This is a genomic window from Streptomyces sp. NPDC053048 (assembly GCF_044547045.1).
Taxonomy (GTDB): Bacteria; Actinomycetota; Actinomycetes; order Streptomycetales; family Streptomycetaceae; genus Streptomyces.
The window spans coordinates 537,386-550,604 of sequence record NZ_JBITZS010000005.1 but is presented as its reverse complement, the minus strand read 5'-3'; the positions used below and the strand labels follow the sequence as shown (position 1 = coordinate 550,604).

The 13,219-nt window shown below is 73.6% G+C and carries 14 protein-coding genes; 3 read left to right on the top strand and 11 right to left on the bottom strand.

What is annotated here, in order from left to right; genetic code table 11:
• Positions 1-24: 24 nt before the first annotated feature.
• On the top strand, positions 25-2,469 hold the full coding sequence (locus ACIG36_RS16450) for a SpoIIE family protein phosphatase (protein ID WP_399927506.1): 2,445 nt from the start codon (positions 25-27) through the stop codon (positions 2,467-2,469).
• Here ACIG36_RS16450 and ACIG36_RS16445 read toward each other — a convergent pair.
• The 6 genes from ACIG36_RS16445 to ACIG36_RS16420 form a co-directional block, all read right to left on the bottom strand.
• The gene (locus ACIG36_RS16445; protein WP_399927503.1) at positions 2,466-2,957 is read right to left on the bottom strand and encodes a DUF4396 domain-containing protein; all 492 of its coding nucleotides are present in this window, start codon (positions 2,955-2,957) and stop codon (positions 2,466-2,468) included. The two genes, ACIG36_RS16450 and ACIG36_RS16445, sit on opposite strands and share 4 nt — an antisense overlap.
• 41 nt (positions 2,958-2,998) lie before the next feature.
• Positions 2,999-3,451, bottom strand: a complete 453-nt coding sequence (locus ACIG36_RS16440; protein ID WP_399927500.1) for a VOC family protein — start codon at positions 3,449-3,451, stop codon at positions 2,999-3,001.
• A gap of 127 nt (positions 3,452-3,578) precedes the next feature.
• On the bottom strand, positions 3,579-3,812 hold the full coding sequence (locus ACIG36_RS16435) for a hypothetical protein (protein WP_399927642.1): 234 nt from the start codon (positions 3,810-3,812) through the stop codon (positions 3,579-3,581).
• 241 nt (positions 3,813-4,053) lie between these two features.
• Positions 4,054-5,079 carry an NAD(P)/FAD-dependent oxidoreductase gene (locus ACIG36_RS16430; protein ID WP_399927497.1) on the bottom strand — a complete coding sequence of 342 codons (1,026 nt, stop codon included), beginning with the start codon at positions 5,077-5,079 and terminating at the stop codon, positions 4,054-4,056.
• Positions 5,076-5,657, bottom strand: a complete 582-nt coding sequence (locus ACIG36_RS16425; protein ID WP_399927494.1) for an isoprenylcysteine carboxyl methyltransferase family protein — start codon at positions 5,655-5,657, stop codon at positions 5,076-5,078. Before ACIG36_RS16425 ends, ACIG36_RS16430 begins: the two co-directional genes overlap by 4 nt.
• Before the next feature lie 25 nt (positions 5,658-5,682).
• On the bottom strand, positions 5,683-6,771 hold the full coding sequence (locus tag ACIG36_RS16420) for a type III polyketide synthase (RefSeq protein WP_399927492.1): 1,089 nt from the start codon (positions 6,769-6,771) through the stop codon (positions 5,683-5,685).
• A gap of 202 nt (positions 6,772-6,973) precedes the next feature.
• Between ACIG36_RS16420 and ACIG36_RS16415 the strand changes: the two genes are divergently transcribed.
• The gene (locus ACIG36_RS16415) at positions 6,974-7,849 is read left to right on the top strand and encodes a UbiA family prenyltransferase (RefSeq protein WP_399927490.1); all 876 of its coding nucleotides are present in this window, start codon (positions 6,974-6,976) and stop codon (positions 7,847-7,849) included.
• Positions 7,850-7,884: 35 nt separating this feature from the next.
• On the opposite strand, the gene ACIG36_RS16410 is transcribed toward ACIG36_RS16415, so the two are convergent.
• From ACIG36_RS16410 to ACIG36_RS16395, 4 genes are all read right to left on the bottom strand, one after another.
• Positions 7,885-8,247, bottom strand: coding sequence for a cupin domain-containing protein (locus ACIG36_RS16410; protein ID WP_399927488.1), 363 nt, complete (start codon positions 8,245-8,247; stop codon positions 7,885-7,887).
• Positions 8,248-8,348: 101 nt separating this feature from the next.
• Positions 8,349-9,266 carry a class A beta-lactamase gene (gene bla, locus ACIG36_RS16405; protein WP_399927485.1) on the bottom strand — a complete coding sequence of 306 codons (918 nt, stop codon included), beginning with the start codon at positions 9,264-9,266 and terminating at the stop codon, positions 8,349-8,351.
• A gap of 148 nt (positions 9,267-9,414) precedes the next feature.
• Positions 9,415-10,671 carry a cytochrome P450 gene (locus ACIG36_RS16400; RefSeq protein WP_399927483.1) on the bottom strand — a complete coding sequence of 419 codons (1,257 nt, stop codon included), beginning with the start codon at positions 10,669-10,671 and terminating at the stop codon, positions 9,415-9,417.
• A gap of 78 nt (positions 10,672-10,749) precedes the next feature.
• Entirely contained in the window at positions 10,750-11,271 is a 522-nt protein-coding gene (locus tag ACIG36_RS16395; protein WP_399927480.1) for a hypothetical protein, read from the bottom strand.
• A 224-nt stretch (positions 11,272-11,495) separates the two neighbouring features.
• Here ACIG36_RS16395 and ACIG36_RS16390 point away from each other — a divergent pair, with 224 nt between their 5' ends.
• Entirely contained in the window at positions 11,496-12,620 is a 1,125-nt protein-coding gene (locus ACIG36_RS16390; protein ID WP_399927478.1) for an alpha/beta fold hydrolase, read from the top strand.
• Between the two features lie 26 nt (positions 12,621-12,646).
• Here ACIG36_RS16390 and ACIG36_RS16385 read toward each other — a convergent pair whose 3' ends face one another.
• Positions 12,647-13,018, bottom strand: coding sequence for an arsenate reductase family protein (locus tag ACIG36_RS16385; RefSeq protein ID WP_399927475.1), 372 nt, complete (start codon positions 13,016-13,018; stop codon positions 12,647-12,649).
• Between the last annotated feature and the right edge of the window lie 201 nt (positions 13,019-13,219).

Below are 13,219 nucleotides of genomic sequence, written 5' to 3'. Positions count from 1 at the left end.
GGTCAGGCGGAAGGAGGCCGGCGGATGGGCGACGACCCGATGGCGCGGTTCATGGCGCACTTCCACGAGAGCCCCGAGGACCCGTTCTCGGTCGGCAGCGCGGCCTCGGCCGTGCTGGACCACCGGGGCAGGATCGTGGGCTGGTGCCGGCGCGCCGAGGCGATTCTGGGGCACCGGGGCGCCGATGTGATCGGGCGGCCCGCGCTCGAGGTCCTGGTCGACCCCGGCGACCGTGACCAGGTCGTGGAGGCGGTGGCGGCGTGCCTGCAGGCCTCCGGGTGGTTCGGCGTCGTCCCCGTCGTCCACCGCGACGGCCGGCGGGTGCCCCTGGGGGTCCGGGCGCGCCGCGTCACGCGGGAGGGCCCCGACTGCGAGTGGTTCCTGGTCGGCGCCCCCGCGCCGGACGTGATCCAGTGGGAGACCGACCGCTCGGTCCTGGACGGGCTGTTCCGGCGGTCGCCCATCGGGCTCGCCGTCCACGCGCCCGACCTGAGCATCCTGCGCGTCAACCGGGCCATCGCCCGCATCGGCGGCATCACGGCCGAACAGACGCGGGGCCGGCGCACAGGCGACTTCCTGGTCACCGCGGACGCCGACACCGTCGAGGGCAGGCTGCGGCAGGTCCTGGAAACCGGACGACCGATGATCTTCACGGAGCAGCCGTGCCGGCTGCGCTCCGACCCCGCGCACGTACGGTTCGTCTCCGTCTCGGCGTTCCGGATGGAGGACTCGGCCGGCAAGACCCTCGGCGTCACCCAATTGGTCGAAGACGTCACCGAGCGCCACCGCGCCAGACTCCGGCTGGCGCTGCTCAGCGAGGCGGGGGCCCGCATCGGAACCACCCTGGACGTGGAGACCACCGCCCGCGAGCTGACCGAGGTCGTCGTCCCCGAGCTCGCCGACTGCGCCACCGTCGACCTGCTCGAGCCCGTCAGCCGCGGCGAGGAGCCCTACGAGGACTGCCTGGGGCCGGTGCGCCGGACGGCGGTCAGGTCCGCCGTCCCCGGTGTGGAGGACGCGTTCAACCCGCTGGGCGCGCTCATCCACTTCCACCCGGAGATGCCCCAGGCCACGTGCCTGGCCGACCAGAGCCCCATCCTGGTCCCCGAGATCCGCACCCCCGCCGACCTGGAGGCGGTCGCCCGGGAACGCGCCCCGCACGCGCGGCGCGTGGGCGTCCACTCCGTCATGATGCTGCCCCTGGCCGCCCGCGGCCTCGTCCTCGGACTGCTCACCCTGTGGCGCTCCCGCTGCCCCGAGCCGTTCGAGGCCGACGACCTCACCCTCGCCGCCGAATTCGCCGCCCGCGCCGCCGTCTGCATCGACAACGCACGCCGCTACACCCGCCAGCACCAGGCGGCGCTCTCCCTGCAGTGCCGTCTGCTGCCGGCGGAACTGCCCGACGTACAGGCCGCCGAGGTCGCGCACCAGTACATTCCCGCCGGGGCGGTGGAGGGCGTCGGCGGCGACTGGTTCGACGTCATTCCCCTCTCCGGGGCACGCGTCGCCCTCGTGGTCGGCGACGTGATCGGCCACGGCCTCGACGCGGCGGCCACCATGGGCCGGCTGCGCACCGCCGTCCACACCCTGGCCGAACTCGACCTCGACCCCGAGGAGGTGCTCTCCCACCTCGACGACCTCGTGCACCGCCTCGCCGCCGAACAGGAGGCCGGCACCCCCGACTTCCCCCTGGACCAGGTCACCGGCGCCAGCTGTCTGTACGCCGTCTACGACCCGGTCTCCCGCTGCTGCTGCCTGGCCCGCGCGGGGCACCCGCCCTGCGCGGTGGTGGCGCCGGACGGGCGGGTGAACTTCCCCGACCTGCCCGCCGGCCCGCCGCTCGGGCTCGGCGGCCTGCCCTTCGAGACCGCCGAGTTCGAACTGGCCGAGGGAAGCGTGCTGGCCCTGTACACCAACGGCCTCATCCAGAGCCCCGACCACGACGTCGACGACATGCTCGCGCGCCTTTCCCACCAGCTCGCGGGTCCGCCCCGCCCCCTGCAGGAGACGGCCAAGGCTGTGGTGGAGGCCCTGCTCCCGGCCCAGCCCGCCGACGACGTCGCCCTCCTCCTCGCCCGTACCCGGGTGCTCGAGGACGAGCGCGTGGCCACGTGGACCCTGCCGCCCGACGCCCGCGCGGCGTCCCGGGCGCGCAGCCTGATGGCCGAGCGGCTCAGCGCCTGGGAGCTGGACGAACTGGTCTTCACGACCGAACTGATCGTCAGCGAGCTGGTCACCAACGCCTATCGCTACGCGGGCGGCGGACCGGTGACCCTGCGCCTCATCCTCGGCCCCCGGCTGATCTGCGAGGTCTCCGACACCAGCAACACCTCCCCGCACCTGCGCCGGGCCCGCACCACGGACGAGGGCGGCCGCGGCCTGTACCTGGTCGCCCAGCTCACCGAGCGCTGGGGCACCCGCTACGGCCGCGAGGGCAAGACGGTCTGGACCGAACAGCGCCTGCCCTAGTGGTAGGCGTGGACGGCGGCGTGGCCCTTGCCGCGGGCGATCATCCACTTGTTGACCGGCGTGGTGAGGAAGAACGCGACCACGAAGCCGCCCAGCAGCGAGGACCAGAACAGGCCGTCCGACAGATGAGCGTCCAGGGCGCCCGGCACGAGGGCGATGATGCCGTTGTCCACCGCCTCCATCACGGCGATGGACACGGTGTCCGCGGCCAGGGCCACACGCACGGCCGCCTTCCAGCCCACCCCCGCCCGGCGCACGGCGTAGAGGGTGAAGGAGTAGCCGAAGAGGAACGCCAGGACGATCGCCAGGGCCATTGTGGGCACATTCCCCCACAGGAGGGCGGTGCCGATCGCCATTCCGGCGATCTCCCCGATGGCGCACCCGGTCAGACAGTGCGCGGTCGCCTTGGCGGCCGTTCCCCATGAGGCGGGGCCGTGCCGGGCGTGAGCAGCGCGGCCGGGCCGGCCGCGGTCATCGGGATGGTTCATGGCGTGCCCCCTGTCCCGTTCACTCCAGCCTATGTCGCGTCCTATGCCGCGCAGAACTCGTTGCCTTCGGGATCCCGCATGACCCACCAGTGCCCGGCCGGCCCCTGGTCCACCTCGCGGACGCGGGTGGCGCCCAGTTTCTCCAGCCGGGCCACCAGCGCGTCGAGCTCGCCGGGCTCGCTGTGGACGTCGATGTGCAGGCGGTTCTTGACGGTCTTGTCCTCGGGGACGTCCTGGAAGAGCAGCCTGCGGCCGCGGCCGATGCCGCTGACCTCGTCGAACGGATCCTCCGGATGACGGATCGCGGCGTAGCCGCGGAAGATCCGGCGTCCGCCGTGCTGGACGACCGCCTCCTCGGGCAGGTGCCCGGCGGCCAGCAGCTGCCCGATGAGGGCGCCGGGGTCCTCCACCTCGTACCCCAGTGCCGCCGCCCAGAAGTCCGCGAGGGCGGGCGCGTCGTGGGCGTCGATGACCAGTTTCCAGTTCAGTGCCATGCGACCGGTTATAGACGACGGTCGTGCCCGCCGGACCCACCGGGGCGGTGGGCCGGGACGAGCGCCCGGCGGGACGGCACCCCGACGGCGCAGTGCACGCACGCGTGGACGAGGCGGAAGCCCGTCCTCAGGCGTGGTCGGCCAGCTGGGTGATGCCCTTCTCCCGCGCGCAGTGGGCGCAGCAGAAGAACATGTTGTCGGCCTCCAGGCCGTGGCCCAGAATGCGGCAACCGCAGCTGTCGCAGATCGGTGCGAGCTTGTGGGCCGCGCACTCGAGGCTGTCGAAGACGTGCACCGCTCCGGCCGCACGCACCTCGAAGGCCAGTTCGTAGTCGTTCCCGCAGACCTCGCACACCGTCATGTCGCTCATCCCTTTGCCCGCTCCTTCGCCTAGGCACCGCCCCGGCCCGAGGCCTTGCTCTCCGGTGCTCGGTCGCCAGGATGCAACACCGAGCGCGCCAGGAACCGTCGGCGCCACGACGACGCGGTAGGCCGGCCCCGGGCGTCGCCCGTCCGGCCCCCTCGCGTCCAGGGCGGCGGCCTTTCTCGTGCCCTTCGCGCGTGGCTCGCGACCGTATCCCGTGCCGGGTACGTTGCGCTCGTCACTGCAACGCGTGCACCGCCGCCCGGAACAACGCGGGCAACCGGCAGGCCGCCGGAACGATCAGGCCCGCGGTACGCGGATGCTCCCGGGCCCGCAGCAGACCCTCCGTCAGCAGCCGGTGCCGCCTGGTCAGCCGGGACCAGGCGGCCTCGTACGCGTCCGGGCGGCCGGACGCCACACAGCGCACCGCCGCCCCGGCCGTCGCCAGCGCGAGGGCGATGCCCTCACCCGTGAGAGCATCCACGTACCCCGCCGCGTCGCCGATGAACAGGACGCGGCCGGCCACCTTGCGCCGGGTGCCACGACGCAGCGGCCCGGCGCCGCGCACCGGGCTGACGGCGGGCCCGTCCAGCAGCGGCGCCAGGGCGGGGAAGTCCGCCATCCGGTCCTCGTGCCGGCCGGGTGCGCCGCCCCGGGGGCCCAGCACGGCGACGCCCACCATGTCGTCACCCACGGGCGTCACATAGGCCTCGCTGTGCCGGGACCAGTGGACCTCGACGAAGTCCGTCCACGGGCGGACCCGGTAATGCCGGCGCAGACCGTAGCGCGCGGGCCGCGCCCCCGCCGCCACCTCCAGGCCCATGGACCGGCGGACGGGGGAGTGCAGGCCGTCGGCGGCGAGCAGCCAGCGGGCCGTCCGGCCGCCGGCCGTGACGGAACCGGCGTCCTGCCGCACGGCGCCGGCCCTCTCCCGCACGACCGTCACCCCCAGCTCCCTCGCCCGCCGGTGCAGCGCGGCATGCAGTTCCGTACGACGCACGCCCAGCCCCGGCCCGTGGCGGAAGGCCGCCTCCGCGCTGCGCCCGCCCTCCACATAGCGGATGCCGCGCAGCGGCCGCCCGGACACCTCGACACCCAGCGCCCGCAGGGCCGCCACCCCGCCCGGCATCACGCCCTCGCCGCAGGCCTTGTCGACAGGCGCGTCGCGGGGTTCGAGGACCACCACCTCCAGGCCCCTGAGCGCGGCATGGATGCCGGCCGCCAGCCCGGCGGGCCCGCCTCCCGCCACCAGGAGATCGATCACGGCGACGCGTCCACGGAGGCGGAGGCGGGGGCGGGGGCGGTGGCGCGGCCGTCGGTCCGGTGCGGGGCACCGGCGGTCGAGGCCAGCGCCGCGTTCTCGCAGCGGATCCGTACGGACAGCAGGAGCGCGTTGAGGGCGGTGAAGGCCAGCGCGGTCACCCACGCGCAGTGCACCAGCGGCAACGCCACGCCCTCCGCCACCACAGCCACGTAATTGGGGTGCCGACACCAACGGTAGGGACCGCCCGCCACGAGGGGCAGACCGGGAACGACGATCACGCGCGTGTTCCACTGCGGCCCCAGTGTCCGGACGCACCACCACCGCAAGGCCTGTGCGCCCAGGACCACGCCCAGCATCGTCCACCCCAGCAAGGGAACGAACGGCCTGCCCGCGAGCGCCACTTCCAGCAGGCAGCCGGCCAGCAGTCCGGTGTGCAGCACCACCATCGGCGGGTAATGGCCGCGGCCGGACTCCACTCCGCCGCGCGCCGTGCTCCAGCGGGCGTTGCGCAGCGCGAGGAACAGCTCGGCGACGCGCTCCGCCGCCACCGCGAGGACCAGCGTCACGTACCAGAGCATGTGCGGATCCTTCCCCTTTCCCCGTCTACCAGCGCAGCAGGACGAGCTCGGAGCAGAAACCCGGGCCCATCGCCAGGAGCAGCCCGGTGGACCCGGGCGGTGGTGGCCGCCGGTCCAGCGTGTCCCGCAGGACGTGCAGGACCGAGGCGGAGGAGAGGTTGCCGATCTCCGCCAGCGAGCGCCAGGTGATCTCCAGCGCCTCCTCGGGCAGGTCCAGGACCTCAGCCACCGTGCCCAGGATCCGCGGGCCGCCGGGATGACAGACCCAGGCGGCCACGTCCTGGGGCTTGAGACCGTGCTCGCCGAGGAAGCCCCGGACGTCCTCGGCCAGATGACGGCGGACCACATCGGGAACGGCCTGGTCGAGGACGACCTGGAAGCCGGAGTCCTGGATGCGCCAGCCCATGGCGCCCTCGGTGCCGGGATAGAGGCGGCCGCGGGTCGCCACGACCAACGGTACGGCCGGCGGTACGCCCGGCCGCGGACGCGGCCGTCGCGGCCGCCACCGGGCGCCGCACGCCACCACGGCCGCGGCCCCGTCGCCGAAGAGCCCGGTGGCGATCAGATTGGCCACGGAGGCGTCGTCGCGCTGGAACGTGAGCGAACACAGCTCCACCGACAGCAGGACCGCCACATGCTCGGGCCAGCCGCGCAGGTAGTCGTGCAACCGGGCGATACCGGCGGCGCCCGCGACACAGCCGAGCCCGAAGACCGGCAGCCGTTTGACGTCCGGCCGCAGGCCGAGGCGTCCGACGAGCCGGGCGTCGATGGAGGGGGTGGCGATGCCGGTGACGGAGGTGAACATCAGCACGTCGACGTCCTCGGGCAGCAGCCCGGCGCGGCGCAGCGCGCCGCGAACCGCCTGTGCGCCCAGTTCGGTGGCGGCGTCGATGAAGAGGTCGTTGGCCGCGCCGAACCCCTCGAGCCGGGGGTACCGGTCGAGAGGCAGCACCAGGTGCCGCGTGCGGACCCCGACGCTGTGGTGCAGCCGGTCGAGCACGCTCCGGTCGCCCCCGGGCGGCAGGCACAGACCGGCGACCATGTCCGTGATCTCGTCCTGGGCGTGGCGGTGCGGCGCCAGGACGCCATGGACGGCTGCGATCCGGGTCGTCATGCGTCCACCGCCTCGGAGATCCCTCTTCGTGCTGTCCGCCCCGGTGCTTGCCCAACGGCTGCTGCGTCCACCACAGCTGCCGCATCCGCTACATCGGTTACATCTGCCCCGGGAGGGCACCGCGATATCGCCAATCGCCCGTCCGGCGGCCGCGCCGAGCGCGTGGACCGCCGCCTCGCGCCCCGCTGCTTACGATCGTCCGGTGGAGACCTACCAGCGCCCGCCGGACGCCGGAGGCCGGACCGACCGGCGTGCCGGCCTCCCGGCCGTCGCGCTGGCCGGCGCCTGCCACCCGGGCCCCGTGGCCGCCGTCACCGCGCTCGCGACGGCGCTCGCCGCGACAGCCGGGCAGTCGGCCCTCCGCTGTGTGCTGGCCGGCGCCGCCGTGCTCACGGGCCAGCTGTCGGTGGGCTGGTCCAACGACGCCGTCGACGCCCGCCGTGACGCCCGTACCGGACGACGGGACAAGCCGGTCGCCTCCGGAAGGGTGAGCGAGGAGGCGGTGTGGCGCGCCGCGTTCACCGCGGGCGCGCTGTGCGTGCCGCTGTCCCTGGCCTGCGGCCCCATGGCGGGCGTCGTGCATCTGACGGGAGTGGCGTCGGCCTGGGCGTACAACCTGCGGCTGAAGTCCACCGCCTGGTCCTGGCTCCCGTACGCCGTGGGCTTCGCGAGTCTGCCCGCCTTCGTCGCCCTCGGGCTGCCCGGCCGGCCGTGGCCCGCCTGGTGGGCCGTCACGGCGGGGGCGCTGCTGGGCATCGGCGCGCACCTGGCGGACGTCCTCCCCGACATCGGCCACGACCTGCGCACCGGTGTACGGGGTCTGCCCCAGCGGCTGGGAACGCGGGGCACGCGCCGCTGCCTGCCCGTACCCCTGGTCGCGGCCACCGCCGTCCTGGCCCTGGGCCCCGGGGGCGCGGCCGACGCGGCAGGGCAGGTCGCCGTGGCCGTCGCGGCGTCGGCGGCGCTGTCGGGAGCCGCACTCGACCGCCGCTGGGGCAGGGCGCCCTTCGCCGCGGCGGTCGTGGTGGCAGCGCTGGACGTGGGCCTGCTGCTGGTGCGGGGGAGCGGCCTGGTGTGAGGGCGGCATGACCGCCCTCTCCTTATCCGTATCGCCTAGCGTTTGGCGTAGTCGGCGAAGCCCTGCCAGTCGACGAAGACGCACGGCTCGTCGCCGACGACCCACGCGTCGTGGCCCGGAGGACAGAGCATGTAGTCGCCCGGCCCGAAGTCCTCCTCCTGGCCGCCGTCCATCACGACGTGCATCCGGCCCGAGACGAAGTAGCCCCGGTGGGACGCCTGGCAACTCCTGGTCTCCGCGATCGGCTTGACGTGCTTCGACCACTGCCAGCCGGGCTCGAACGTGGCCCTGCCCACCGCGCCGGCTTCGACATTCACCAGTTCCAGCTTCCCCTTGCCCTCCTCGAAGGGACGGACTTCCTCGGGCGAATCGAAGCTCTTGCGTACGAGGCCGGTCATCGGTGCTCTCCTCGGGTAGCTGATCGACTTCCCCGAACGTAGCCGGGCGGGTGCCGGGCGGCGAACGGTACGGACCGGGCGGGTGATCCCGCGGGGGTGTGTCAGCCGAGCGTCTTCGCCAGCAGCCCGGCCGTGTCGGCGATCAGGGCGTCGTTCGCCTTGGCCTTCTGGGTGCGCTTCGTGGTGAGCACCGCCAGCACGACGGGGGAGCCGTCCGGAGTCCAGGCGATGCCCACGTCGTTGTTGGTGCCGTAGTCGCCGGCGCCGGTCTTGTCGCCGAGTGTCCAGTCGGCGGGAAGGCCCTTGCGGAAGCGGTTGGTGCTCGTGGTGTTGGCGCGCAGCCACCCGGTGAGCCGCTCGCGGTCCCGGGGGGACAGCGCGTTGCCGAGCACGAGGCGGGCGTACGTGCGCCCGATCGCCTCGGGGCTGGTGGTGTCCTCGACGCGCCACGGCTCGGCCGAGTTGAGCTTGGGCTCCCAGCGGTCGAGCCGGGTCCTCGGGTCTCCGATCGAGCGGCAGAAGCGGGTGACGGCGGTCGGGCCGCCCAGCTCGCGGAGCAGGAGGTTGGCCGCCGCGTTGTCGCTCTGGGTGATCGTGGCGTCGCACAGTTCCGCGACGGTCATCCCGTCGGCGACGTGCTTGCCCGTCTCCGGCGCCCAGACGGCGTCGTCGACGTCCTTCTGGGTGTACCGGACGCGCTTGGCGAGGAACTCGCCGTCGCGGTCGAGGTCGCGCAGGACGGCCGCGGCGGCCAGCGTCTTGAACACCGAGCACATGGGGAATGTCTGATCGGCCTGGTAGCGGACCGTCCGGCCCGTCCTCACGTTGTGCGCGAAGACGCCGAGGCGGGCGTCGTACTCCCGCTCGAGCTCCGCCAGTCGCCGGCAGACCGCGTCCTCGCCCGGCGCCGACGCGTGGGCCGTGCCGGCGGTCGCCGTGACGGCGGCCAGCGCCGTCCCGGTACCGAGGGCGAGTATGGCACGGCGGGACAGGCGTGCACCGGTGGTTTCCTGGATCATGTTCTTCTCTCTCGCTACGGCAGGAAGGACATTGCTCAGGACGCGGATATGAGATCCACTAGTTCCACTCATTTCACTACAGCGCTCACTGGCCCCGAAAGTCCCCGCCGTCACAGCTTGCCCCGCCGTTACAGCTCGTCCCAGCCGTTTACGCCTGGTCCCAGGCGACCGGCAGGCTGTGGACGCCGTAGATGTTCATGTCATGCCGCAGGGGCACCTCCTCCGGCGGCACGTCCAGCCGCAGCGTCGGGAACCGCCTGAACAGCGCCGGGCAGGCCACCCGCATCTCGACGCGTGCCAGTTGCTGGCCCAGGCACTGGTGGATGCCGTGCCCGAAGCCCAGGTGCCCGGTGGCCTTGCGGCTCAGGTCGAGGGTGTCGGGGTCGGGGAAGCGCGCCGGGTCACGGTTGGCGGCCTGGAGCGAGAGGGTCACCGACTCGCCCGCCTTGATGAGGTGTCCGTCCAGTTCGACGTCCTCCAGCGCCGTCCGTATCCCCGTGTGCGCGATGGTCAGGTAGCGCATCAGCTCCTCGACGGCCTGGTCGGCGAGGCCGGGGTCGGCGCGCAGCGCGGCCAGCTGGCCGGGGTTGCTGAGCAGGGCGAAGGTGCCGTGCGCGAGCATGTTGGCGGTGGTGTCGAGGCCGGCCCCCAGCAGGAAGCCGCCGATGCCGCTGAGCTCGTCATCGGTGAGGTCGCTGCCGTGCGTCAGGTCGCTGAGCAGGTCGTCGGTGGCCGCGGCGCGCTTGGCGAGCACCAGCTCGCGCATGTATTCGTGCAACCCCGTCATGGCGGCGCCCATGTCCTCCAGGCTCGAGTCCATGCTGGTCAGCGTGGCCGAGTGACGCTGGAACATCTCGCGGTCGGCGTAGGGCACGCCGAGCAGCTCGCAGATCACCAGCGCGGGGATGGGCTGGGCGAACGCCGTCACGAGGTCCACGCGCGGACCCTGGCGCTCCATGGCGTCCAGGTGATCGGCCGTGATCTGCTCGACGCGCGCGGTGAGCTCGCGCATCCGGCGGACGGTGAACTTCCCCGCGAGGAGCCGCCGGTAGCGGGTGTGCTCGGGTGCGTCGATCCCGGTGAGGTCGCCGATCGGGGCCGGCGGCAGCTGTTCCGCGGGCCCGTCCGGGAACGGATAGTGCATCAGCTCGTACCGCGAGCTGAAGCGCTGGTCGGCCAGGATCGCCCGGACCACGGAATGGCCGGTGGCCAGCCAGCCGATGTGCCCGTCGGGGTAGCGCATCCGGCTGAGCGGCCGCCGCTCGCGCAGCTGTGCCAGCTCGGCGGGCGGGTCGAACGGGCAGCCGGCGGGCCGGGTCACCGGTAACTGGACCGGCTCGGAGAGCGGACCCGCCGCGGTGGCGGTGGCCTGCCGGGAGGGGTGCGTCGACGGTTCGGTGTGCATGGGGTCCTCCGATGTGAAGTGTGTTCCCGCTGGTGGAGCGGGTGAGGCAGAAGAAGTGGTGTGGAGGGCCGGTCCGCGTCAGCGGACCCAGCCCGTGTGGCTCTGCCGGCCCCGGTGTCGGCCGGGTCCGGCCGGACGGGCGGGATTGCCGGGCTCCAGGGCGGTGGCGACGGCCCGTAGCAGCCAGGCGTTGACCGACAGGCCCTCCCGTCCGGCGGCGTCCTCGATCCGGGCCTTGAGGTAGGCGGGGAGGCGGAAGTTGACGCGTGCCGCGCCGCCTTCGTCGCCGTCCGCGACGGCCGGAGGTGCGGGCGCCGGGATGCTCGCGGGCTCGTCGTCCCGCCCGTACGCCTCCGGGGCCGGCGGCGTCACCACGAACTCGGGGTCGGTCCCGCGCAGCCGTACGTCGACCGAGCCCGGCGCGAGATCGCGCGTGACCTCGTCCATGGCGGCGGACAGCGCGTCCAGCAGAGTCATCCGGGCGGCCGACTCCAGAGGCGCGGTGAGCCGCTCGGCCAGGGCGCGGGCTTCGTCGCCGCCCGCATCGGCGGCGACCGCGAGCTCGTGGCGGAGATTGTCGACGTACGGAGTGAGGTCCACGACGCCATCATGGCGCCATAGTGGCGCCATGACAAGTCGTCATGATGTAAATGTGGCGCCAGATGTGGCGTTGCCTCGGCTCACCCGGGCGGCCGGGCCGGCGCAGTGACGGACAACAGGCGCGGTTCACCGCGAGGCGAGCGGCAGCCCCCGCCGCCCGCCAGCCTTTCGGTCCAGGCCGTAAGCTTCGCCCCGGCGCGGTGCCCGCCCGCAGGATGCCGTCCATGACTTCTTCCTTCACGCCCGGCCGCCGTTCCCTCGTCAAGGGCGCTCTCGCCGGGATCGCCGTGCCGCTGCTCGGCGCCGTACCGGCCTCCGCCACCGCCCACGCCGCAGCACCGATCCTGCGTCTGCCGGCCCCCAGCGGGCCCTACCCGGTCGGCGCCAGGACGCTCCACCTCATCGACAGCTCCCGCAACGATCCGTGGAAGCCCCGGATCGGCGTACGCGAGCTCATGCTCACCGTCCTGCGGCCGGCCGTCCCCGGCCGCGGCTTTCCGCGTGCCCCGCAGATGACCCCGGACGCCGCCGCACACTTCACCACCGTCGCCCAGCCGATCCACCCGCCGCTCCCGGCGGCCGGAGTCGACTGGGCGGCCACCCTCACCCATGCCCGTGCCGGCGCCCCGCCCCTGCCCGGCCGCCGTCCCGTACTCCTCTACAGCCCCGGAGGAGGCGACGCCCGCACGATGGGCAGCTCCCTCGCGGTGGACCTCGCCTCGCACGGCTGGACGGTCCTCACCGTCGACCACCCCGGGGACGCCGCCGAGGTGGAGTTCCCCAACGAACGGCCGGGCCGCGAACGGGTCCGTCCTACCGTCCTGGAGGGCCCGCCCGACGCGGCCACCTTCCGCACCATGATCGACACCCGGGTCGCCGACCTCCGCTTCGTCCTCGACGCCCTCGGCCTCGACCGGGTCGGTGTCTACGGGCACTCCGCGGGCGGCACCGCGGCCGCACAGGCGCTCCACGAGGACCGGCGGATCGCCGCCGCCGTCAACCTGGAGGGATACCTCGACCAGATGGACGGCGAACTCCTGCCGGTGGCCCGGCAGAGGACGGACCGCCCGCTGCTCCTGGCCGGCACCGACGGCTTCCGCGACGCCCGGCTGGACCGGTCCTGGGCAGCGCTCCTCGCACACGCCGGCCCGGTCGCCCGCCGGCAGCTCGACGACACCGGGCACTGGGTCTTCACCGACTACGCGGCACTCGTCCCCCAGCTCCACGAGGCCGGCCTGATGACCGCTGACGGGCGCGCCGCCATGGTCGGCCCTGCCGACCCGCGCGTCACCGTGCCCGCCGTGCGCGACCTCGTACGGTCGTTCTTCGCCCGTCACGTGCCGAGGTGAGCGCATCCGTCCGCTGACGACAGGCCCTAGCGGCCGCCCGACCGTGCCAGGGCCTCCCGTACCGCCTCCTCCGTGCGTGCCACCAGCGCCGAGCCGTCGTCCGCCGTGATGATCGGCCGCTGGATCAGCTTCGGATGCCGGGCCAGTGCCTCCACCCACCGGTCCCTCGAACCCGGCTCCCGGGGCCAGTCCTTGACCCCGAGCTCCTTGGCCTCCGCTTCCTGCGTCCGTGTGATGTCCCACGGCTCCAGCCCGAGCCGGCCGAGCACCGCACGGATCTCCTCGGCGCTCGGAACGTCGTCGAGGTAGCGCCGGACGGTGTAGCCGGCGCCCTCCGCGTCGAGCAGTGAAACGGCGCTGCGGCACTTCGAACAGGCGGGATTGATCCAGATCTCCATGGGCCCACCGTAGCCAAACCCACCAACCCGGCCGACGGACCGCCCGGCATGGCCGGTTCGGCGCTCGGGGCGCCGCGGGCACCGGACCTAGCATGTCGCTGACGCCCGCATCGCTGACGCCCGCACCCGGCTCGCACCCGGCGCCTCGAGTACGCCGATCAAGTCCCCGTCGCCGCACCACGAGGGAACCCGGAGGCCCCA